Source organism: Streptomyces sp. 12E (assembly GCF_055633275.1).
In genome coordinates this window covers 6553392-6573626 of record NZ_JBVNCJ010000001.1, presented here as the reverse complement: position 1 = coordinate 6573626, position 20235 = coordinate 6553392, and the positions used below count along the sequence as shown (strand labels likewise).

Sequence of the window (20235 nt, the reverse complement as noted above, 5' to 3'; positions counted from 1 at the left end):
GCGGTGTGACGCCGCGCCGGCCTACGCCTCCCCGGCCACCGCGCAAAGGGCGTCGAGGACCGGGCGGATCAGCGGGTGCTCCTCGGCGCCGCGGCGTACGGCGGCGAAGACGCGGCGGGTCGGGGCCACCCCGTCGACCGGGCGGACGACGACGCCCGTGAGGTCCGTGCCGCGCAGGGCCGAGCGGGGCACCAGGGCGACGCCGACGTCCGCCGAGGCGAGGGCGACCACCGCGCGGAAGTCGTCCGAGGAGTGCTCCATGCGGGGCTGGAACCCGGCGCTCTCACAGGCCAGTACGACCACGTCGTGGCACGGGTTGCCGGGGTACGGGCCGATCCACGCGTCCTTGGCCAGCTCGGCGAGCGGCACCTCGGCGGCGTCGGCCAGACGGTGGGTGACGGGGACGACCGCGTCGAAGGGCTCGGCGTACAGCGGTACGTGGGCCAGTCGCGGGTCGTCGGCGGGCGGCGCCCCGCGGTACTCGACCGCCACGGCGACGTCGACCTGCCGGTCGAGGACCATCGGCAGGCTGGCGTCCCCCTCGGCGTCCTGGACCCGGATGCGGATGCCGGGCGCCGACCCGGCGAGGCGGGCCACCGCGGGCGCGACGACCTGGGCGATCCCGGTGGCGAACGCGGCGACCGTGACCGTGCCGGCCTCCCCCGATCCGTAGGCGGCCAGCTCGGCCTCGGCCCGCTCCAGCTGGGCGAGGACGGCGTGGGTGTGACCGAGCAGGATCTCGCCGGCGGGGGTGAGCCGTACGCCCTTGGCGCCGCGCTCGACGAGGCGGTGGCCGGTCTCCTGCTCGAGGGCGGCGAGCTGCTGGGAGACGGCCGAGGGAGTCAGGTACAGCGCGGCGGCCGCCGCCGTGACCGTGCGGTGGTCCGCCACCGCACGGAGGATGTGGAGCCGCCGCGCTTCGATCATGGATGCGATTGTCTCAAACCGCTCGGTGTGCTCCGCTCAGGCGTCGAGCTCCGCCCGGGCCGCCACGAAGGCGTCCACCGCGCGGTCGACGTCCTCGGCGGAGTGCGCGGCGGACAACTGGACGCGGATGCGGGCCTGCCCCTGCGGGACGACGGGGTAGGAGAAGCCGATCACGTACACCCCGCGCTCCAGCAGCAGCTCCGCCATGCGGCCCGCCTTCGACGCGTCCCCGATCATCACCGGGGCGATGGCGTGGTCGCCGGGCAGGATGTCGAAGCCCTCCTCGGTCATCCGGCGGCGGAACAGGGCGGTGTTCCCGGCCAGCCGGACGCGCAGGTCGTCGGCCGACTCCAGCAGGTCCAGGACCTTCAGCGAGGCGGCGGCGATCACCGGGGCGAGCGTGTTGGAGAACAGGTACGGGCGGGAACGCTGGCGCAGCAGGGCGACGATCTCCGCGCGGGCGGCGACGTAGCCGCCGGAGGCGCCGCCGAGGGCCTTGCCGAGGGTGCCGGTGACGATGTCGACCCGGTCCATGACGCCGTGCAGCTCGGGGGTGCCGCGTCCGCCGGGGCCGACGAAGCCGACGGCGTGCGAGTCGTCGACCATGACCATGGCGCCGTGCCGGTCGGCGAGGTCGCAGATCTCGTCCAGCGGGGCGACGTAGCCGTCCATGGAGAAGACGCCGTCGGTGACGATCAGCGTGCGGCGCGCACCGCCCTCGGCGGCCTCCTTGAGCTGCCGCTCCAGGTCGGCCATGTCCCGGTTGGCGTAGCGGAATCGGCGGGCCTTGGAGAGCCGGATGCCGTCGATGATCGACGCGTGGTTCAGCGCGTCGGAGATCACCGCGTCCTCGGGGCCGAGCAGCGTCTCGAAGACACCGCCGTTGGCGTCGAAGCAGGAGGAGTAGAGGATGGTGTCCTCCTGGCCGAGGAACGCCGACAGCCGCGCCTCGAGCTCCTTGTGCACCTCCTGGGTGCCGCAGATGAAGCGTACGGACGCCATGCCGTAGCCCCAGCGGTCCAGGGCCTCGTGGGCGGCGGCGATCACCTCGGGGTGGTCGGCGAGGCCGAGGTAGTTGTTGGCGCAGAAGTTGAGGACCTCGCCGGGACGGCCGCCGGCGGTGACGTTCACGGTGGCGGACTGGGGGGTGCCGATGACGCGCTCGGGCTTGTGCAGTCCGGCGGCGCGGATCTCGTCGAGGGTGGTGCGCAGATCGTCACGGACGGATTCGAACATCGAGGCTCCTGGGGTGCGTGGTGGGCGAGTGAGCCGAAGGGGCGCGACTGCGTCGGGGCGGGTGGGGAGCGGGGAGACCCGAAGGGCCGAGCACGGCCGCCGCCCCGACACGGACTTCCGCGCCCCGGCGGTGGACCGCGCCATGATCAGTCGGTCCAGTCGAGGATGACCTTGCCGCCCTTGCCGCCGGCCGCGTCCTCGAAGGCGGCGTCGAAGTCGCGGTAGGAGTAACGGCCGGTGATCACCGGGGCGAGGTCCAGGCCGCCCTCCAGCAGCACCGACATGGCGTACCAGGTCTCGAACATCTCGCGGCCGTAGATGCCCTTGATGGTGATCATCGAGGTGACGACGCGGGCCCAGTCGACGGGGAACTCCTCGGCCGGCAGACCGAGCATCGCGATCCGGCCGCCGTGCGTCATGTTGGCGATCATGTCCCGCATCGCCTCGGGGCGGCCGGACATCTCCAGGCCGATGTCGAAGCCCTCGCGCAGGCCGAGGGCCTGCTGCCCGTCGGCGATGGTCGACTCGGCCACGTTCAGCGCCAGGGTGGCGCCGATCTTGCGGGCGAGTTCCAGGCGCTCCTCGCTGACGTCGGTGATCACGACGTTGCGCGCACCGGCGTGCCGGGCCACGGCGGCGGCCATCAGGCCGATCGGTCCCGCGCCGGTGATGAGGACGTCCTCGCCGACGAGCGGGAAGGAGAGCGCGGTGTGCACGGCGTTGCCGAACGGGTCGAAGATCGCGGCGATGTCGAGGTCGACGGGTACCCGGTGCACCCACACGTTGGTGGCGGGGAGCACGACGTACTCGGCGAATGCGCCGTCGCGTCCGACGCCGAGGCCGACCGTGGCCCGGCACAGGTGGCGGCGGCCGGCCAGACAGTTGCGGCACTTGCCGCACACCAGGTGGCCCTCGCCGCTGACCCGGTCACCGGTCCGGACGTCGGTGACGTCCCGGCCGGTCTCCACGACCTCGCCGACGAACTCGTGCCCGAGGACCAGCGGGGTGCTGATCGTCTGCCGCGCCCAGCCGTCCCAGGACCGGATGTGCAGGTCGGTGCCGCAGATACCGGTGCGCAGCACCTTGATCAGCACGTCGCCGGGTCCGACGGCGGGCTCCGGGACGTCCGCGAGCCACAGCCCGGGCTCCGCCTTCTCCTTGACCAGCGCCTTCAACGCTTTGGCTCCTGAGGGTGAGTCCCGGCCCCCGGGCACGCCGAAGCGGCCCCGGTCCGGGAGAAGGAGTGGAATCGCACTGCAATCTGCCGTACAACACCCTCACCGGTCCATCGAGGTTTTCTTAAGCGCGGCCACAGCTTTCCTTCACGCCGTCACCCGTCCGGCCCCGCGCCGCGCGACGTCACGGCGGCAGCCCGGCGTCCTCCCGGCGCTCCAGCCGCTCGACGAGATCCGCGGCCTGCGCCTTGATGGCGGCGAGCCCCGGCTGCCCCCAGGCACGTGGCCGGATGTCGGTGACCGACACGGTGCCGAGCACCATGCCGGTGCGGTCGATGAGCGGTGCGCCCAGGTAGGAGCGGATGCCGAACTCGTCCACCACCGGGTTGCCCGCGAACCGCGGGTAGTCGCTCACGTCCTCCAGGACCAGCGCCTTGCGGCGGGCCACCACATGGGGACAGAAGCCGTGGTCGCGGGGCAGCACCCGGCCCAGCAGGGCGCCGGTGCCGTCGCCCCGGACGACGGGTGCGACGGGCGGGGTGTGCAGGCCGGCGAAGAACTGTCCTTTCTCACCGGGCAGGTTGACCATGGCGTAGGGCGCTCCGGCGAGTTCGGCGAGGCCGTACGCGAAGGCGTCGAGCGCGGGCTCGGGGTGCTCCCCCAGTCCGAGCCGGCGCAGTCTGCGGGCACGCTCCGGCGCCTGGCCGTCCTCGGGGGTGAGCAGCAGACGACCTGCCGGGCGGGGCGGGTCGTAGCTCATGGGCGGGCTCCGGGGTGGTGGAGGAAGGGCATACAGGGACTCCGAGGGTGTGCGGGGGTCACATGTGGGCGCCGTGACCGGTCGCGGCGACCGGGGCGTGGGCGATGAGGTGGCGGACCAGGGTGAGCAGGGTCTGGACGCCGGAGCTGGAGATACGGGCGTCGCAGCGGACGACGGGGACCTCAGTGGGGAGGTCGAGGGCGGCGCGCACCTCCCCGGGGTCGTAGCGGAGGGCGCCGTCGAACTCGTTGACGGCGACGACGAATCCGAGACCGCGTTGTTCGAAGAAGTCGACCGCCGCGAAGCACTCCTCCAGGCGCCGGGTGTCGGCGAGGACGACCGCGCCGAGCGCGCCCTCGCAGAGCTCGTCCCACATGAACCAGAACCGTTCCTGGCCGGGAGTGCCGAACAGGTACAGCACGTGTTCCGCGTCGAGGGTGATGCGGCCGAAGTCCATGGCCACGGTCGTCTCGACCTTGTTCTCGATGCCGTCGAGGTTGTCGGTGGCGGCGCCGGCCGTGGTGAGGAGTTCCTCCGTGCTGAGGGGCGCGATCTCGCTGACCGCGCCGACGAAGGTCGTCTTGCCCACGCCGAACCCGCCCGCCACCAGGATCTTGAGTGCGGTGGGGAACGGGTCGTCGCCGCGGCCCGCGCCGTCGACGTGGTCAGAGCTGTCGTCGTAGTCCATCGAGCACTGCCTCCAGAAGGGCCCGGTCCGTCGGGTTGTGGTGGAACGCGGGGGGCTTGTCGGTCAGCGCCCCGCATTCGACGAGGTCCGCCAGCAGCACCTTGGTGACGGCCACCGGCAGCCTGAGATGGGCGGCGACCTCGGCGACCGGGACGGGGTCGCGGCACAGGTCGAGGGCCTGTGCGTGCTCGGGGCCGAGATGGCCCAGAGGGGTGGCGCCAGTGGCTCTGACCTGCGACATGAGGTCGAGGGCGACGGTGGGACGGGTGCGGCCGTTGCTGATCGTGAAGGGACGCACCAGCCGTCCGGCCGCGTCGTCGAGCCAGGGTCCGTCACCGGCCGCCGTCACGCTCAAGGCCTCATCGCCGACGGTTCGACGCCCTGCTGGCGGGGAGCGGTCACCAGGTACGGCCGTACGGACTTGACCAGCATCGCCATCTCGTAGCCGAGCACCGCCGCGTCGGCCTCGCGGCCGGCCATGACGGCGAGGCAGGTGCCGGAGCCGGCGGTGGTGACGAACAACAGGGTCGAGTCGAGCTCGACGACGACCTGCCGCACGTCACCGCCGTCGCCGAAGCGGACACCGGCGCTGCGGCCGAGGGAGTACAGGCCGGAGGCCAGGGCCGCCATGTGGTCGGCGGCGTCCGGGTCGAGGCCGTGCACGGACTTCACCAGCCCGTCGCAGGACAGCAGGACGGCGCTGTTGGTGTGCGGTACGCGTTGCACGAGGCCGCTCATCAGCCAGTCGAGGTCGGATACCTGGACGGTCGGCGCATCGCTCGCCATGGTGGATCGACTCCTTGGGGTACGAAGGTCTGCGGGAGCGCCGGGGGTGATGCCGGTCATCCTGTGGGGGCGCTCCCGTCATGCCGGGCGGGGTGGTCGGTGGGGGGTGCGGCGGGGGGATCCTGCCGGGACTCCGCGAGGCTGACGCCGCGCTGGAAGGCGGCCATCAGGCCGGGGTCGTGCCCGGCGGCGTACTCGGCGTCCTGGCGGGGCGCGGGGCCGTCGCGGAGCTGCGGGACGAGGTGCTCCTGGGCGCGGCGGCGGGGCAGCCGGGGTCTGTCCATGGTGCCGCGCACCGTGCCGCCGCGCGGGGTGAGGGGCGTGCTTCCGCGGTCCGCGAGGGCGCTCCGGTCGCCGGGTACGGCCTCGGTGGGACGGGGGTGCACCTCGTGGGCGCCGCGCAGGAGCAGCGGCGGGGCGGGCGCGTCGCCGGGCGGGGCCGGGGTGTGGGGGCGGAGCGGTGGGGGCGCGGGGGTGAGGGGTGCGACGGGTGCGGGCGGCGTGTCCGCGGGGGCCGGGACGGCGGGCGTGCGACGGACCGCCGGAACGACGCCGGCGCCGCGGTCGTACGGCTGCGGCACCGCGCCCGGTGCGCCGGCCCCGGGCTCCGTGCCGAGCAGTGCCTGCGGCACGACGAGCACGGCCTGGACCCCGCCGTAGATGTTGCTCCGGAGCCGGACGTGGATGCCGTGCCGCCTGGCGAGCTGGGAGACCACGAACAGGCCGATCCGGCCGTCGGCCAGCAGGCTGGCGACCTGCACCTGGTCGGGGTCGGTGAGCAGCGCGTTCATCCGGTCCTGCTCGTCGACGGGCATGCCGAGTCCGCGGTCCTCGACCTCGACGGCGAGCCCGGAGGTGACGAGGTCGGCCCGCAGCAGCACCTGGGTGTGCGGGGCGGAGAACACCGTGGCGTTCTCGACGAGTTCGGCGAGCAGGTGGATGACGTCGGCGACGGCGTGTCCGCGCAGGGTGCCGTCGATCGGCGGTACGAGCTTGACCCGTGAGTACTGTTCGACCTCGGCGATCGCCGAGCGCAGCACCTCGGTCATGGGGACGGGGTTGCTCCACTGCCGCCGGGAGACGGCCCCGCCGAGCACGGCGAGGTTCTCGGCGTGGCGGCGGATGCGGGTGGCGAGGTGGTCGACGTGAAAGAGCCCCTTGAGCAGGTCGGGGTCCTCCATCTCGTTCTCCAGCTCGTCGAGGAGGGAGATCTCGCGGTGCACCAGGGACTGCAGGCGCCGGGCGAGGTTGACGAACACCTCGAGCTTCTGTTCGCTGCCGGTCTGGCTGGAGAGCTGGGACGCCTGCACGACGGCGTGGACGGCTCCGTCGTGCGCGCGGGCGAGGTCGGCGGCGAGCAGGTCGAAGTCGGCGTCGTCGCCGGGGTCGCCGGGGTCGCCGGCCTGTTCGCCCCGCCGCCCGCGCGGGGGCGGGGCGTCGCCGCGGCGCAGCGCCTCGACGAGGGCGCGCAGGTCGGCCTCGCGCCGGGCGGTGCTCCGGCGCAGCGCGCCGATGCGCTCGTGCACGGACCGGGCGGCGCGGTCGGCGGCCACGGCGGCGATGACGACGCCGGCGCACGTCACCGAGGTGGCGCCGCCGAGGACGGCCCACAGGGTGAGGCTCGGCCGGACCCCGGTGGAGCGGACGGTGAAGAGCACGGCCGCGCAGGCGCTGAGGGCCACCGCCACGGGCGGGAGCACGGCGAGGCGCAGCAGTTGGGGCCGTAGCGGCGTCTCGGGCAGCGCGGGAGCGGTCCGCCCGGCCGGCCGGCCGTGCCGCCCGCCCTCGCGGCGGTCCGCCCGGCCCGCCGGACCGGTCCGGCGGGCCCGGGTGCCGGCGGAATGCGCGTCGGTGCGGTCCGGCTCGCGGGCCATGACCGTGGCGCCGACGTCGCTCCGCACCCCTGCCGCGCCCGGGGCGCCGACCGGGCCCGGGCGCCGGGGCTCCTCGCCCCGTCCGCTCCCTCGTCCGCCTTGTGGCTGCACGTACCGGTCCCCGCTCCCTGATCCGACTGCTGGACGCGGCCCTCCGACGCAGAAGCGCCCTACGGCGTGAGGTGCCGCGGTGCCGCCCGACCGACACTCACCGTAGTCACCACCGCATCATGTGTGGTGGGCAGTTGACAAACTCATACGGACAGCATCGCGCTCTGGTATGAGGCTTCGTACGACAGACCGATAACCCGCTCGAGCAAGGGGACAAGAGCGGGAAATAATCGATCAACGCTGGTCACGAGCGGTCAACTCGACATCGGCCCGACGTCGCGAGGAGCAGGACGGCCCGGCCTCCCCGGCACGCCTTCGGCCGTCCGAAGCCGGCGGTCCGGGCGTGCCGGGCCGGACCCGGAGCACCTCAACCCGAACCCCAGAGAATCACTCACCGTAACAGTCAGACCAGGAAGGAGCGGGCGCCCCGTTCCCCACGCCGTTCAGATAGTGATCGCCGATGGCCCGCATGGTGGGACCGGTGGGGCCCCGGTCCACCAGCGTCAGGACGTTGCGCCAGAACCGGTCGACGCCGTCGGCGTCGGTGAGCGCCAGCACCCGCTCGCCGGCGAGGAGGGCGGCCCTGGCGGTGACCGCGCCGGCCATCGCCACCTGGGCGGCCGTGTCCGCGCACCGCTCGTGGTCGAGCCCCCGCCCCGCCGCGAGGGCGTCCGTCATGGCCGTCGTCGCCCGGTCGGCCACCGCCGAGGCGGTGTGCAGGGCGAGGGCGAGCTCCCCGTAGGCCAGCAGGAGGTCGGCGTCGTCGTACGGGGGCCGGGTGCGGCGCGCCGGGCGGCTGAGGTCCCTGGCCTCCGCCAGCGCCCCCTCGGCCACGCCCAGCGCGACCTGGGTCAGCATGAGCCCGAGCGCGTGCGGGGCGAGCGCGGCGTGGGGCGGGGTCATGTCCTCGTCGCGGCCGGCGGGGCCCAGCACGTCGGACGCGTCGACCGGCACGCCGTCGAAGTGGACGGTGCCGGCGCCGGCGAGCCGCTGGCCGAGCCGGTCGTGCGCCAGGCCGCGGCCGACTCGCGGATGCCGCGCGTCCACGACCACGACGACCGGTTCGTGCGTGACGGCGCAGACGGCGTCGAGCACCAGCCGGTCGGCCTCGTCCACCGCGGTGGGCAGGGCACGGTGCCCGTCGAGGACGAGGCGGCCGTCGTCGGCCGGGGTGAGCGCGGGGCCCGGCAGGTCGCCGTGGGGAAGCGGTCGGGATGCGGCGGTGTCCCCCGCCCACAGCCACTGCTCCCGTACCGCGCGCGCCTCCAGTTCGGCGGCGTGCTCCGGAGCGGCGAAGAAGCGGGCGCTCCAGGACAGCACGTAGTGGCGGCCGAGCAGTTCACCGATCGAGCCGTCGGCGGCGGCGATGCGGCGGACGACGGCGGAGGCGTCGCGCCAGCCCATCCCGCGGCCGTCCGGCACGGGCGGGGCGAGAACGGCCGGCAGTCCGGACTCCCGCAGCCTCGCGACCTCGTCGGAGGGCGGCTTGCCGGCCCGCTCGCGGTCGATCGCGTCCACGGCGAGATCGTCGGCGACCTCGTCGGTGACGCGCCGCCAGAAGTCCCCGGCGGTGGTGATCACCTCCATCTCCCCCACGATTCCCCATTTCCCTATTGGATTGATAGGGAATCATCCTGTGGGAGTGACCGGCCCGGGGCAAGGGAGCATTCAGCCATCGGACGTGCCCGTCCCAGGAAGCGGGACGGCTAGGGGTTGGTCCAGGCGGCGGGGGCGTCCGTCAGCCGCATAACGCCGTCGGGCAGCCGACCGGAGACGACGTCCGCGAGGGACACGCCCTCCAGGATCTGTCGCACATTGGCGCGCAGGGCGATCCACAGCGGGAGCAGGGCGGTAGCCGGGCCGGTGTACGACAGATCGGGGGGACGCACCCCCTGTACCGACACCAGCGGCCCGTCGACGGCCCGGATGACGTCCGCGATGCTGATGCCGTCCGCCGGCGCGGCCAGCCGGTAACCGCCGTTGGCGCCGCGCCGGCTCGTCACCAGGCCCTCCCGGCGCATGTCGTTGAGGATGCCCTCCAGGAACTTGTGCGGGATCTCCTGGGCGTCGGCGATCGACTCCGCGGTGAGCGGACAGGCCCCCGGGGCGGCGGCGAGCTGCAGCGCGGCACGCACCGCATAGTCCGCCCTGGCCGAGATCCGCATGCCCACATTATCCAGCACGGCCGTACGGCGCCGGACGGGGCGCGACAGCGGGCTCTCCCGTGTTAACGAAAATGTCGGACTTTATTAAATAACGGGTCGTCAGATCAGTCTTACCATGATCAAGGCGCGGAGATTCCGCCATGGTCATGAGCTTCCCCTCCACCCGGCCTGCACATGAGCCACGCATTCCGTTCATGCCGTGGACAAGGTGCTCTCCGCGCTCGGCAGTACCTCATCCGTTCGCCGGCAGCCGCGCCACCGCGCTACTCGACAGGGCCTCAATGAAACGTCAGGGCTGGTCCATCCGCCGCAAGTTCACGGCGCTTCTCCTGCTTCCACTGGTGTCACTGGCCGCACTCTGCGGCTACGCCGCCCACCTGGCTCTCGGCAACGCGCTGACCCTCTCGCGCGTCGACACCATCGGCAACCACCTCGCCGCCCCCCTCGGCCGGGCCGTGGTGGCCCTCCAGAGCGAACGGCGCGACGCGGTCGTGGCGGCCACCGCACCGGACGGCGACCCCGCGTCGCTGGCCGCCGGGCGTGCGGCCAGCGACGCGGCGATAGCGGCGTTCCTGAAGGAGGCGCACGACGAGGAGGTCCGCAGCGCGGAGAGCGACTCGGTGCGTGAGGGCGTCGACCGCGCCGAGAAGTCCCTCGCCACCCTGAGCGACATCCGGCGCGGAACCGACGCGGGCACCAGTTCGCCGGACCAGATCATGGCCGCCTACACCGGCATCAACGAGGACATCGCCGAGGCGCTGCGCGCCATGACGATCCTCCCCGACCAGGACGCCCAGGAGTTCGGCCAGGCCCTCTACACCCAGGTGCCCGCGGGCGACCTCCTCTCCCGGGAGGACGCGCTGATCTCGGCCGCCGCCGCCACTCCCGACCGCCGGCTGAGCGCCACCGCCTACCGCACCCTCGTCCAGACCATCGGCGCCCGACGGCTGCTGAGCGCCGAGGTGCTCGCCCGGCTTCCCGCCGCCCAGCGCAAGCCGTTCCTGGAACTCGCCGCCCCCGGCGGGGCCATGACCGAAGTAACCGCCCTGGAGGACAGCCTCATCGACGCGGGCCCGACCGCCCGCGCGCTCCCCTTCACCATCGCGCAGTGGCGTGCCGCCTACGACACGGCGGCCAAGGTGAACAGCACGACCGCCCTCGACTACATCGACCTGGTCTTCACCCGCACCGGCCCCCCGGCTCACCGCGCCTTCGTCGAACTCGTCGTCGCGGGAACGCTCAGCCTCGTCTCGCTGATCACCTCCGTCGTGATGTCGGTCCGGATGGCGCGCTCCCTCGTCGGCGACATCAACCGCCTCAACACCTCCTCACGCAACCTCACCGACGACAAGCTCCGTGACGTCGTGGGCCGATTGCGCCGCGGCGAGACGGTGGACGTCCGCACCGGCATGAAGAGCCCCGTCTTCGTCAACCGGGAGATGGCGGAACTCGGGGCCGCCTTCGACGCGCTGCAGCGCACCGCCGTGGAACTCGCCCAGGAGGACGTCCGCCTGCACCAGGGCATCAACCAGCTCTTCGTCAATCTCGCCCGCCGCAGCCAGGTCCTCATCCACCGGCAGCTCAGTCTGCTCGACGTGATGGAACGCCACGAGGAGGACGCCAACACCCTGGACCGGCTCTTCGAACTCGACCAGCTCGCCACCCGCATGCGGCGCTACGCCGAAGGCCTGCTGATCGTCTCCGGTTCCGCGCCGGGCCGGCTCTGGCGCCGGGCGGTCCCCGCGGTGGACGTCGTCCGCGCCGGCATCGCGGAGACCGAACAGTACGCGCGGGTCGTCGTACTGCCCGTGCCGACGGTGGGCATCCAGGGCCGTGCCGCCGCCGACGTCATCCACCTGCTCGCCGAACTCGTCGAGAACGCGGAGGTGTTCTCGCCCTCCGACAGCGAGGTCCGGGTCAGCGTGGGCAAGGCGGCCAGCGGTCTGGTCATCGAGATCGACGACCGCGGCCTCGGCATGCCGCCGGAGGAACTGGAGGCGGCCAACCGGCGCCTCGGCGCACCGCTGGACGTCACCACCCTGGACAGCACCCGCCTCGGCCTGGTCACCGTGGGCCGCCTGGCCCACCGCCACGGCATCGAGGTGACCCTGCGCCGCTCGCCCTACGGCGGCGTCAACGCGGTGGTCCTCATCCCGGACGACCTGCTGGAGTGGCCCCAGCCCTCGTCGGAGCCCCCGGCCCCCGAGGCCCTGGCCCCGGCGCCCGCAGACCCACCGGCGCCGGCGCCCACGGCCCCACCGGCCCACGCGGCTCCGGCACCGGCCCACGCGGCCCCGGCCCACGCGGCTCCGGCCCCGGTGACGGCTCCGTCCCGCCCGGCGCCGGCTCCGGCCCCGTTCCACCCGGCACCGGCACGCCCCCACCCGGCCCCCGCGCCGGAACCGGCGCAGGGCGGCATGATCGACGGCCTCCCGGTCCGCGTACCCCAGGCGAACCTCTCGGACCAGGCCACCTCCAGCGGCGACGCCGACGGTCGCGGACAGCTCATGAACTGGGGCCGCACCGACTACGAGCGGCGTGTCGGCCCACCGGCACCGGCCAGAACCGCGGCACGCGGCCCCGCCGTCCCCCAGCCCCACCCGGACGGACGGCTCCGCCACCCCGTGGCCGAACGCCCCGACCAGGTCCGCTCGATGATGTCCGCCCTCCAGGCGGGCGCGGCCCGCGCCCGGGTCGAGCAGTACGCGGCCCCCGGCGACCCGGCCGGCCGGCCGCGCGGCCACGACGCGCACGCCGCCTTCCCGGCCCACACCCCCACCCCCACCCCCAGAAAGCGTGGTTGACACCGTGGCTGACATGACCCACGTCGGCCCGTCCGAGACGGGCTCCTCCCTCGACTGGCTGCTGAGCGACATGGTGCGCAACGTGCCGGAGATCGGTCACGCCGTCCTGCTGTCCACGGACGGGCTGCTGCTCGGCGCCTCCGAGGCACTCGACCGCGACCAGGCCGAACGGCTCTCCGCGGTCGCCTCCGGGTTCCACAGCCTCGCCAAGGGCGCCGGGCGCCACTTCGGCGGCGGCGCGGTGCTCCAGACCATGGTGGAGATGGAGGGCGGCTTCCTGTTCGTGTGCGCGGCGGGCGACAACTCCTGTCTGACGGCGCTGACCCGCCGGGACGCGGACATCGGCGTCGTCGCCTACGAGATGGCCATGCTGGTCAAGCGCCTCGGCTTCCACATGTCGGTCGAGCCACGATGACCCACGCGCAATGGGTGGACGAGGCGGCCGGTCCGGTCGTCCGCCCGTACGCCATGGTGCGGGGACGGACCCGCAACGAGGGCTACTTCTTCGACCTGGTGGCCTTCGTGGTCGCGACGGTCGACACCCTCCAGTACGAGGTGGAGATGCAGCCCGAACACCGCGCGATCCTCGCCCTCTGCCGCAGCCCGCGCCCGGTGGGCGAGGTGGCGGCGCGCATGAACCTGCCGGTGGGAGTCGTACGCGTGCTGCTCGGAGACCTCTTCAACGCCCGGGCCATCCGGGTGCGGCAGCCCGCCGACCCGGCGGCACGGCCCAGCGTCCGGATGATCAGAGAAGTACTCGAAGGACTGCGCGCACTGTGAGCACGAAACCGAAAGGCAAGCCCGCCATGCCACAGACAGAGCTGCCGGACGCCGCGAAGATCCTGGTGGCAGGGGGCTTCGGGGTGGGAAAGAGCACCCTGGTCTCCACGGTCAGCGAGATCCTCCCCTTCCACACGGAGGAGACGCTGACCCGGTCCGGCATCGACGTGGACGACCTGTCGGGTGTCGAACGGAAGGGCACGACCACGGTGGCCCTGGACTTCGGCCGGATCACCATCCACAACCGTCTCGCGCTCTTCCTGTTCGGCACCCCCGGCCAGGACCGCTTCTGGTTCATGTGGGAGGAACTGGCCGCCGGTGCGCTCTGCGCGATCGTCCTGGCCGACACCCGGCGGCTGCCCGACTGCTTCCCGGCCGTCGACTACTTCGAACGCAGCGGCCTGCCGTTCGTGGTCGCCGTCAACTGTTTCGAGGGCGCCCGCCGGTACCCGGCGGAGACGGTACGCCAGGCGCTGGCGCTGGGCCCGCACGTACCGGTCCTGCTCTGCGACGCCCGCCTGCGCACCTCGGTCAAGGAGACGTTGATCCAGGCGGTCGAACACGTCCTGGCGGTGGAGACCCGGCGCGGGGCGGCGCTGTAGGTCCCGCCCCGCGCATCACGGACGTGGACGGCCCGGTGGCCCCGGCGGGTCGATGTTCCGGCCGCGCGCCGCCCTGTGGAGCGCGGGTCCGGAGCAGCCGCCCGGGCGGCTGCTCCGGACCCGCGGGCCGGTCAGTTGACGGCCAGGACCGCCGTGTTGTTCGTGAGATCCGGGTCGAAGCCGAGGGGGTACGCGCCGAACTCGCCGTACGGGGGGTAGATGCTCACGGCGCCGGTCGCGCCGGGCACCACGGTGTCGACGCGCACGGAGAACGCGAACGTGCGCCGGGTGTCCTCCAGCACCCAGTACCGCAGATCGCAGTCGTAGCGCGGGGCGCCCGTCCGCTTCGGGTGGTAGCCGCCCCCGAGGGTGCGCGGGGAGCAGCCGGACGGCACGCCGGTGACCGTGGTGCCCTCGGGCACGACCAGCCGGACCTCGGCGACGGGGTCGCCGGAGCCGAGGTTGCCGAGCCAGGCCGGCCCGTCGTTCCGGAACGTGAGCTCGGCCGTGACCGTCTCGCCCGCCACCGCGGAGACGGCGTCACCGGTCACGGAGAAGTCCGCGGTGTTCTCCGCGCCGAGCTGGAGGGCCAGGTAGTCGTTCTGGTGGTCGATGTCCTGGGCGCCGCCGCCCGGCTCCACGTCGATGTCGAGCCGCTCGTTCAGGGCGTGCGGGGCGAGTCGCACCGTCAGCGGCTCGGGCGGCTCGAAGGAGTCGCCCGGCGCCAGCACCTGGTCGAACGTGCAGTTCACCCTGGTCGACGGTGCGTAGTCGTCGCCGTCCGTCGTGGTGTGGGTGCAGGCGTCGTACCGGGTCAGCTCCGTCAGGCCGTACGAGGCGTACAGCTGGACGGTGAACCCGTTCGCGCTCTCGTTGCCGTTGTTGGTGACCTTGAACGGGATCGTCCGCTCGTCGCCGGGCAGCCCCTTCCCGACGTCGGCGACGGGGTCGATGGCGAGGTCGGGTCCGGAGCCGACGGTGAGCGTGGTGTCGAAGCTCTCGTGCGGCGCGGTGAGCGTCCCCTCGGGGCCGCCGGTGGCCGTCGCCTCGTAGGTGATCCTGCCCCGCGCGCCGACTTCGGCGCCGTCGGCCGCGCGCACCGTCAGGAACACCTGGTCCTCGTAGTCGCTCCCGATCGTGGGGACCACGGGGATGTCGCACACCGCACCGGCGCCGCCCGGCGTGCAGTTGTCGGACCAGGTCACCTCGGCGACCCCGGCGAGACCGGAGACGTCGATGACAAGTCTGCCGTCGGTCACCGTGAAGTTGTCGTTGTCGTGGTAGATGCCGACGCCGAGGGTGCGGGACTCCGGTTGACCGCCGTCGGTGCCGATCGGCAGTGTCTGCTCGTACGGCGGGTTGATCCACAGCTGGTCGGTCTGCGGCGGGTCGTCCGCGGCGAACGCGGGCGCGGCGAGGCCGGCCGTCAGCAGACCGGCCGCCACCGCCACGGCGGCTCCGGATCTGAGACGTACCGGGCGTCCAGCGGATAACAGGCTCATTGCTGCCCCCGAGGGTGTGGTGGGTCGATCGACGCGCCGGAAGCCCTGGCGCACCGAAAGGATCATCACATGACGGGGGAGCCCGCCGCGCCCGGTTTCCGGCCCCGCCGAAGAACGCTCAGCACCTCGCCACCCGTCCCGTGGCCGGCGCCCGGGGGCGCCCCGTACCGCCGGCACTCCGGCAGCGCTTTGGTGTTCCCCTGTCCAGGGAGGGCCTGGACGAGTGCGGCGGTCCGGGTCCCGGCCCGTGTTCCCCTTCCCGCGCCTTCCCGCGCCGCCTCCCCGCAGGTCGAGGGGGCCCGCGTTCCCTGGGCAGGCGTCAGGAGGTCGGGCGTCCTGCGAGGCGCCGGCGTCAGCCGTTCCTACCCGGGTTCATCGGCGCCGTCCTTCGCCGACGCCAGGTCGGCCAGAGCGCGTAGCGTCGCCTCCGCCTCGGTGATCAGCCGGTGGACGAGTTCGGCGGCCGGGGCGATGTCGTGGACGAGGCCGGCGGTCTGGCCCGTCAACGGGATCAGTTCGTGCGCCGTGCCGTCGCGCATCGACGTCATCACCTCGCTGCGCAACACCTCGGCCCGGGCGGCGGCCGCTTCGGGGCCGGCGTTCCCCTCCTCGACGAACCGGGTGCCCAGCGACCGGGGGACGGTCGTGTACCCGCCCTCGGTCGGCGGGGGCAGGATGTGCTCGGCGAACGCCACTTTGACGGCGTCCTGACTGGCGGCGGAGACGACGGCCGCCTTCCAGTCGTCGCTGACCCCGCATTCGACCGAGGCCAGGAATCGGGTGCCGATGTTCACGCCCTGCGCCCCCAGGGCCAGTGCCGCGGCGATGCCCCGCCCGTCGGCGACACCGCCGGAGGCGAGTACCGGCAGCGGCCGGACGACGTCGACGACCTGCGGCACCAGCGCCATCGTGCTGACATCGCCGCAGAACCCGCCGGATTCGGTGCCCTGCGCGCTGATCACGTCGACGCCGACATCGGCCGCGCGCACCGCCTGCTCGACCGTCGTCACCTGCTGCAGGAAGACCGCGCCGGCATCGTGGACACGGGCCACCAGGCCGTCCGGCTCGCCGAGCGCGAAGGAGAACACCGGTGGGGCCTCGGCGATCACCGCGTCGAAGACCTCGGGGTCGAACGGCCGCCGGGTCATGTTCAGGGCGAACGGCCGGTCGGTGAGGTCTCGCAGCCGGCGCACGTCGTCACGGACCTGCGCCGGCGTGCGCAGCGTGGTGGGGACACTGCCCAGCGCCCCGGCACCGCTGACCGCCGCGGCAAGCCGCACGCCCTGCTGCCAGGGCCCTCCGAGCGGTCCCTGCACGATCGGCACCTCGACGCCCAGTACTCCGCACACCCGTGTCCGCAGCATCGCGCCTCCATCCCACAGGACTCGAGACAGGGAGCTTCCGGACATCAAGCCTAGGCGTGAAGGTTCCCGGCCACCTGCCGGACGGTACGGACGGCCATCGCACCGGTCTGGGGGACTCGTCTTCCGGATCATGCCGGGTCCCGGTCAGGGCGCTTGGACTCCGGACCGAGGGAGAGCGTGACGGGCCGCCGGCGCGTGCTTCCGTGCACGGGTGCGCGTCCCGGACCGTCCCCCTACGATGCGGATATGCCGGACCTGGAACTGGTGTCGCGGCGACTCGGCAGCGGGCCGCCCCTGGTGGTCGTCCTCCAACTCGACCGGGACGGCTGGGCGCCCGTCCTGGAGCGTCTCGCCCGCGCACACGAGGTGGTGGCCGTCGACCTTCCGGGCTTCGGCGACAGCCCCCCGCTCCCTGAAGGGACCGCACCCACCGTCGAGGCTCTGGCAGCCGCCGTCGCCGAGTGGCTCCCCGGTGCCGGCCTCACCCGCCCGCCCGTCACGGGGAACTCCCTCGGTGGGGCCGTCACCCTGGAACTGGCCCGCAGCGGCGCGGTCGGCAGCGCCGTCACGCTGTCCCCCATCGGGCTGTGGACCCGCCCCGAGGCCGCCTACGCCCTCGGATCGCTCCGCGCCGCCCACGCGATGGCACGAGCCTGCGCCGGGCGCCCCGACTGGATCGCCGGACACCCCGTCGGGCGCACCATGGCCTTCTGGCAGCTCACCGCCCGGCCCTGGCGGATCCCGGAGGCGGCGGCCGCCGACGCGCTGCGCAACCTGGCCCGCTCTCCCGGCTTCGAGCCGACGCGGCGCGCTGCGCGCGCCTACCGGCTGCGGGGCTTCACCCCCGGGGTCCCGGTCACGGTCGGCTGGGGCACACGGGACCTGATGACCCCACCCCACCAGGGACTCAGGGCAGCACGGCTGCTTCCAGGCGCCCGGTACGTCTCGCTCAAGGGCTGCGGGCACTCACCGATGTCCGACGACCCCGAGCGGGTCACCCAGGTGGTGCTCGACGCCATCAGCGGCTGACTGTCGGAGGGCGCCGGACCGCCAGGGGCGGCAGCATCCGGACAGGACCGTCCGGACCCCGCCGCCCAGCCAGGCCCCTCCCGCATGCTCAGCGCTCCACGACGCGTGTTCGGACGACGACCCGGGGCTCCCCGTCCAGGGCCCGCGGCGCACGATCCTGCTCTTCGGCCGGAAGAAGCTCCCGTGTCCAAGCCGTCTCGCCGGGCTCGTCCCGAGCCGGCGTCACCGCTCGCCGGCGAGGTCGAGATCCCCCTTGCTCGTCCCGGCCGCCCCCTCGACGATCCGGGGACGCCGCCAGGGGTGCGCGATCGGACCGGAGACCGCCCGCCACCACGGCTCCACCGGCAGCCTCCCCGCCGGCTCGAACGGCTCGCCCGGCCGCGGGAACGCCACCGCCTGCCCGGCCTCCTCGGCCGCGTCCTTCATCCACTCCCCCGGCTCCGCCCACGCGTGCGGCGCCAGGTTGAACGTCCCCCAGTGGATGGGCAGCAGCACGCCGGCCGCCTCTGCGCCCTGCAGGTCGAGATGGGCCCGGACGCCCTCCTCGGGCGTCATGTGGATGTCGGGCCAGAAGTCCGAGTACGCGCCGACCTGGATCATCGTGGCGTCGAACGGGCCGTGGCCGGCGCCGATGTCCTTGAAGCCCTCGAAGTAGCCGGTGTCACCGCTGTGGTAGATCCGGTGCTTCTCACCCGCGACCGCCCAGGAGGCCCACAGGGTGTGCTGGGTGTTGCGCAGGCCCCGGCCGCAGAAGTGGCGGGCCGGGGTGGCGGTGAGGGTGAGGCCGCCCACCTGCGTCGCCTCGTGCCAGTCCAGCTCGCGCAGCCGCCCGGCGGACACGCCCCAGCGCTCCAGGTGGGCGCCGACGCCGAGGGGCACGGCGAACAGGGTGTCCGTGCCGGCCAGCGCCCTGATCGTGGGCAGGTCCAGGTGGTCGTAGTGGTCGTGGGAGATCACGACGACGTCGACCGGGCCGAGCGCGGCCAGCGGCAGCGGCACGGGGTGCAGTCGCCTGGGCCCGGCGAAGGGGAACGGCGAGCAGCGCTCACCCCACACGGGGTCGAACAGGACCCGGTGGCCGTCGATCTCCGCGAGCACGCTGGAATGGCCCGTCCAGGTCAGGCGCAGCCCGGTGGCCGGCGGACGGGAGATGTCGGCCAGGGTGGTCGGGTGCACCGGGACGGCGCCCTTCGGGGCGCGGCGGGAGCGGGAGTCCCTGTCGAAGTAGGTCTTCGCCAGGTCCCGCGTCGACCCCGACGGGCGGATCCGGGCGGCGCCCCCGGGGTTCTGGAACACGCCGTCCCTGAAGTGCGGGGATCTGCGGATGCGTGCCATGCGCTCGCCGCTCGGGTCCGCGCCGAAGGCCACGGGCCGCAGGGCGCGCGGCCCGGAGCTCTGGGAACGGGAACCGGCCACGGTGCCTCCAGGGAGAGTCGGTCAGACATTCCATTATGTGCGGCCGTCCCCGGCACCGCGGTGCCGGGGACGGCCGCGACCGGCGGAACGGCTCTCACGCCACCGCGGCGATCCGCCCCTTGATGTCGTCCGGCGACAGCGTCCCCTTGGCGATCACGTGATCGCCCGACGACTCCCCGCGCAGCCGGCGGCCGATCCACGGCACCAGGTACTCGCGGGCCCACTGGACGTCGTCCCGGCGGATCTCGAACGCGCCGCGGGGCGGCAGGGGCGGCCAGGGCTGTTCGGGATCGGCGGGGATCTCCAGGCCCAGGGCCTGCCCGGCGCGGAGCGCGACACGGGTGTGCCCCTCCGGCGACAGGTGCAGCCGGTCGGCGTCCCAGGCCCTGCGGTCCTGGACGCTCCTGAGGGACCACAGGTCGAGCACCGGGCAGCCGTAGCGGTCGGCGACGGCCCGCACATGCCCGTTGTACGTGGCGATCTTGCCGCGCAGATGCTTCAGCAAGGGCACGCCACGGGTGTCGAACCCGGTCGTCACCATCACCGTGCCGGACACGGCCGTGAGCGCGGCGACCGCCCTCTCGAACCGCTCGGCCACCTCGTCCGGATCACTGCCCGGGCGGAGGATGTCGTTGCCGCCCGCGCAGAACGAGACCAGGTCGGGGGCGAGTTCGACCGCCCTCGGCAGCTGGTCGGCCACGATCTGGTCCAGCAGCTTTCCGCGCACGGCGAGATTGGTGTACTCGAAGTCGCCCTCGGGCCGGAGGTCGGCGAGAAGCACGGCGAACCGGTCGGCCCAGCCGACGAACGCCCCGTCGGGGCCGGGGTCGCCGACGCCCTCGGTGAAGCTGTCCCCCACCGCCACGTACGACCCGATCACTGCTCTGTCGTCACTCTTCGAATCGTCTGCCACAACCGCTCATGATTCACCTTCGAATGTGACCTACGCGACCGTAAGGAAGGGTTGACGTGTGGTGAGATAAGCCACTCTCAACATGTCGGCCGATTCCGGAATA

Annotated in this window: 19 protein-coding genes; 5 read left to right on the top strand and 14 right to left on the bottom strand. The window is 73.4% G+C overall.

Annotation, left to right across the window (positions count from 1 at the left end; genetic code table 11):
• Positions 1-21: 21 nt before the first annotated feature.
• From ACZ8ZB_RS30155 to ACZ8ZB_RS30110, 10 genes are all read right to left on the bottom strand, one after another.
• Positions 22-927, bottom strand: a complete 906-nt coding sequence (locus ACZ8ZB_RS30155; RefSeq protein WP_470740764.1) for a LysR family transcriptional regulator — start codon at positions 925-927, stop codon at positions 22-24.
• A gap of 36 nt (positions 928-963) precedes the next feature.
• Positions 964-2163, bottom strand: a complete 1200-nt coding sequence (locus tag ACZ8ZB_RS30150) for a glycine C-acetyltransferase (protein WP_470740763.1) — start codon at positions 2161-2163, stop codon at positions 964-966.
• Positions 2164-2309: 146 nt separating this feature from the next.
• Positions 2310-3338 (bottom strand): L-threonine 3-dehydrogenase, encoded by a 1029-nt coding sequence (gene tdh, locus ACZ8ZB_RS30145; protein ID WP_470740762.1) that lies wholly within the window; start codon positions 3336-3338, stop codon positions 2310-2312.
• A gap of 184 nt (positions 3339-3522) precedes the next feature.
• The gene (locus ACZ8ZB_RS30140; protein WP_470740761.1) at positions 3523-4098 is read right to left on the bottom strand and encodes a GAF domain-containing protein; all 576 of its coding nucleotides are present in this window, start codon (positions 4096-4098) and stop codon (positions 3523-3525) included.
• A gap of 58 nt (positions 4099-4156) precedes the next feature.
• Entirely contained in the window at positions 4157-4786 is a 630-nt protein-coding gene (locus ACZ8ZB_RS30135) for a GTP-binding protein (RefSeq protein ID WP_470740760.1), read from the bottom strand.
• Positions 4764-5135 carry a DUF742 domain-containing protein gene (locus ACZ8ZB_RS30130; RefSeq protein WP_470741615.1) on the bottom strand — a complete coding sequence of 124 codons (372 nt, stop codon included), beginning with the start codon at positions 5133-5135 and terminating at the stop codon, positions 4764-4766. The genes ACZ8ZB_RS30135 and ACZ8ZB_RS30130 overlap by 23 nt, the downstream gene beginning before the upstream one ends.
• A gap of 2 nt (positions 5136-5137) precedes the next feature.
• On the bottom strand, positions 5138-5572 hold the full coding sequence (locus ACZ8ZB_RS30125) for a roadblock/LC7 domain-containing protein (RefSeq protein WP_470740759.1): 435 nt from the start codon (positions 5570-5572) through the stop codon (positions 5138-5140).
• Positions 5573-5628: 56 nt separating this feature from the next.
• Positions 5629-7446, bottom strand: coding sequence for a sensor histidine kinase (locus ACZ8ZB_RS30120; protein ID WP_470741614.1), 1818 nt, complete (start codon positions 7444-7446; stop codon positions 5629-5631).
• A 498-nt stretch (positions 7447-7944) separates the two neighbouring features.
• A complete protein-coding gene (locus ACZ8ZB_RS30115) occupies positions 7945-9144 on the bottom strand; it encodes an acyl-CoA dehydrogenase family protein (RefSeq protein WP_470741613.1) in 1200 nt (399 codons plus the stop codon).
• Between the two features lie 119 nt (positions 9145-9263).
• Positions 9264-9722 (bottom strand): RrF2 family transcriptional regulator, encoded by a 459-nt coding sequence (locus ACZ8ZB_RS30110; protein WP_470740758.1) that lies wholly within the window; start codon positions 9720-9722, stop codon positions 9264-9266.
• 281 nt (positions 9723-10003) lie between these two features.
• On the opposite strand from ACZ8ZB_RS30110, the gene ACZ8ZB_RS30105 reads away from it, so the two are divergent.
• From ACZ8ZB_RS30105 to ACZ8ZB_RS30090, 4 genes are read left to right on the top strand one after another with little or no spacing between them, the layout of a single operon-like run.
• Positions 10004-12526, top strand: coding sequence for a sensor histidine kinase (locus ACZ8ZB_RS30105; RefSeq protein ID WP_470740757.1), 2523 nt, complete (start codon positions 10004-10006; stop codon positions 12524-12526).
• Positions 12527-12539: 13 nt separating this feature from the next.
• Entirely contained in the window at positions 12540-12941 is a 402-nt protein-coding gene (locus tag ACZ8ZB_RS30100; RefSeq protein ID WP_470740756.1) for a roadblock/LC7 domain-containing protein, read from the top strand.
• Positions 12938-13306 (top strand): DUF742 domain-containing protein, encoded by a 369-nt coding sequence (locus tag ACZ8ZB_RS30095; RefSeq protein WP_352000490.1) that lies wholly within the window; start codon positions 12938-12940, stop codon positions 13304-13306. Before ACZ8ZB_RS30100 ends, ACZ8ZB_RS30095 begins: the two co-directional genes overlap by 4 nt.
• Before the next feature lie 26 nt (positions 13307-13332).
• Positions 13333-13908: a GTP-binding protein gene (locus ACZ8ZB_RS30090; protein ID WP_352000491.1), complete on the top strand. Its 576-nt coding sequence runs from the start codon at positions 13333-13335 to the stop codon at positions 13906-13908.
• Between the two features lie 131 nt (positions 13909-14039).
• Here the strand turns inward: ACZ8ZB_RS30090 and ACZ8ZB_RS30085 are convergent, their stop codons facing one another.
• A complete protein-coding gene (locus ACZ8ZB_RS30085; RefSeq protein WP_470740755.1) occupies positions 14040-15359 on the bottom strand; it encodes a COG1361 family protein in 1320 nt (439 codons plus the stop codon).
• 413 nt (positions 15360-15772) lie between these two features.
• Positions 15773-16774, bottom strand: a complete 1002-nt coding sequence (locus tag ACZ8ZB_RS30080) for an NAD(P)H-dependent flavin oxidoreductase (RefSeq protein WP_470740754.1) — start codon at positions 16772-16774, stop codon at positions 15773-15775.
• Between the two features lie 246 nt (positions 16775-17020).
• Here ACZ8ZB_RS30080 and ACZ8ZB_RS30075 point away from each other — a divergent pair, with 246 nt between their 5' ends.
• Positions 17021-17803 (top strand): alpha/beta fold hydrolase, encoded by a 783-nt coding sequence (locus tag ACZ8ZB_RS30075; protein ID WP_470740753.1) that lies wholly within the window; start codon positions 17021-17023, stop codon positions 17801-17803.
• 222 nt (positions 17804-18025) lie between these two features.
• Here ACZ8ZB_RS30075 and ACZ8ZB_RS30070 read toward each other — a convergent pair whose 3' ends face one another.
• Positions 18026-19219, bottom strand: coding sequence for an MBL fold metallo-hydrolase (locus ACZ8ZB_RS30070; RefSeq protein WP_470740752.1), 1194 nt, complete (start codon positions 19217-19219; stop codon positions 18026-18028).
• Between the two features lie 94 nt (positions 19220-19313).
• Positions 19314-20099 (bottom strand): SGNH/GDSL hydrolase family protein, encoded by a 786-nt coding sequence (locus tag ACZ8ZB_RS30065; RefSeq protein WP_470741612.1) that lies wholly within the window; start codon positions 20097-20099, stop codon positions 19314-19316.
• Positions 20100-20235 lie beyond the last annotated feature (136 nt).

Coding starts and splice junctions, on each gene's coding strand:
- ACZ8ZB_RS30155 (WP_470740764.1), bottom strand. CDS start 927: ATGATCGAAGCGCGGCGGCTCCACATCCTCCGTGCGGTGGCGGACCAC.
- ACZ8ZB_RS30150 (WP_470740763.1), bottom strand. CDS start 2,163: ATGTTCGAATCCGTCCGTGACGATCTGCGCACCACCCTCGACGAGATC.
- ACZ8ZB_RS30140 (WP_470740761.1), bottom strand. CDS start 4,098: ATGAGCTACGACCCGCCCCGCCCGGCAGGTCGTCTGCTGCTCACCCCC.
- ACZ8ZB_RS30135 (WP_470740760.1), bottom strand. CDS start 4,786: ATGGACTACGACGACAGCTCTGACCACGTCGACGGCGCGGGCCGCGGC.
- ACZ8ZB_RS30125 (WP_470740759.1), bottom strand. CDS start 5,572: ATGGCGAGCGATGCGCCGACCGTCCAGGTATCCGACCTCGACTGGCTG.
- ACZ8ZB_RS30120 (WP_470741614.1), bottom strand. CDS start 7,446: ATGGCCCGCGAGCCGGACCGCACCGACGCGCATTCCGCCGGCACCCGG.
- ACZ8ZB_RS30115 (WP_470741613.1), bottom strand. CDS start 9,144: ATGGAGGTGATCACCACCGCCGGGGACTTCTGGCGGCGCGTCACCGAC.
- ACZ8ZB_RS30110 (WP_470740758.1), bottom strand. CDS start 9,722: ATGCGGATCTCGGCCAGGGCGGACTATGCGGTGCGTGCCGCGCTGCAG.
- ACZ8ZB_RS30105 (WP_470740757.1), top strand. CDS start 10,004: ATGAAACGTCAGGGCTGGTCCATCCGCCGCAAGTTCACGGCGCTTCTC.
- ACZ8ZB_RS30100 (WP_470740756.1), top strand. CDS start 12,540: ATGACCCACGTCGGCCCGTCCGAGACGGGCTCCTCCCTCGACTGGCTG.
- ACZ8ZB_RS30095 (WP_352000490.1), top strand. CDS start 12,938: ATGACCCACGCGCAATGGGTGGACGAGGCGGCCGGTCCGGTCGTCCGC.
- ACZ8ZB_RS30090 (WP_352000491.1), top strand. CDS start 13,333: ATGCCACAGACAGAGCTGCCGGACGCCGCGAAGATCCTGGTGGCAGGG.
- ACZ8ZB_RS30080 (WP_470740754.1), bottom strand. CDS start 16,774: ATGCTGCGGACACGGGTGTGCGGAGTACTGGGCGTCGAGGTGCCGATC.
- ACZ8ZB_RS30075 (WP_470740753.1), top strand. CDS start 17,021: ATGCCGGACCTGGAACTGGTGTCGCGGCGACTCGGCAGCGGGCCGCCC.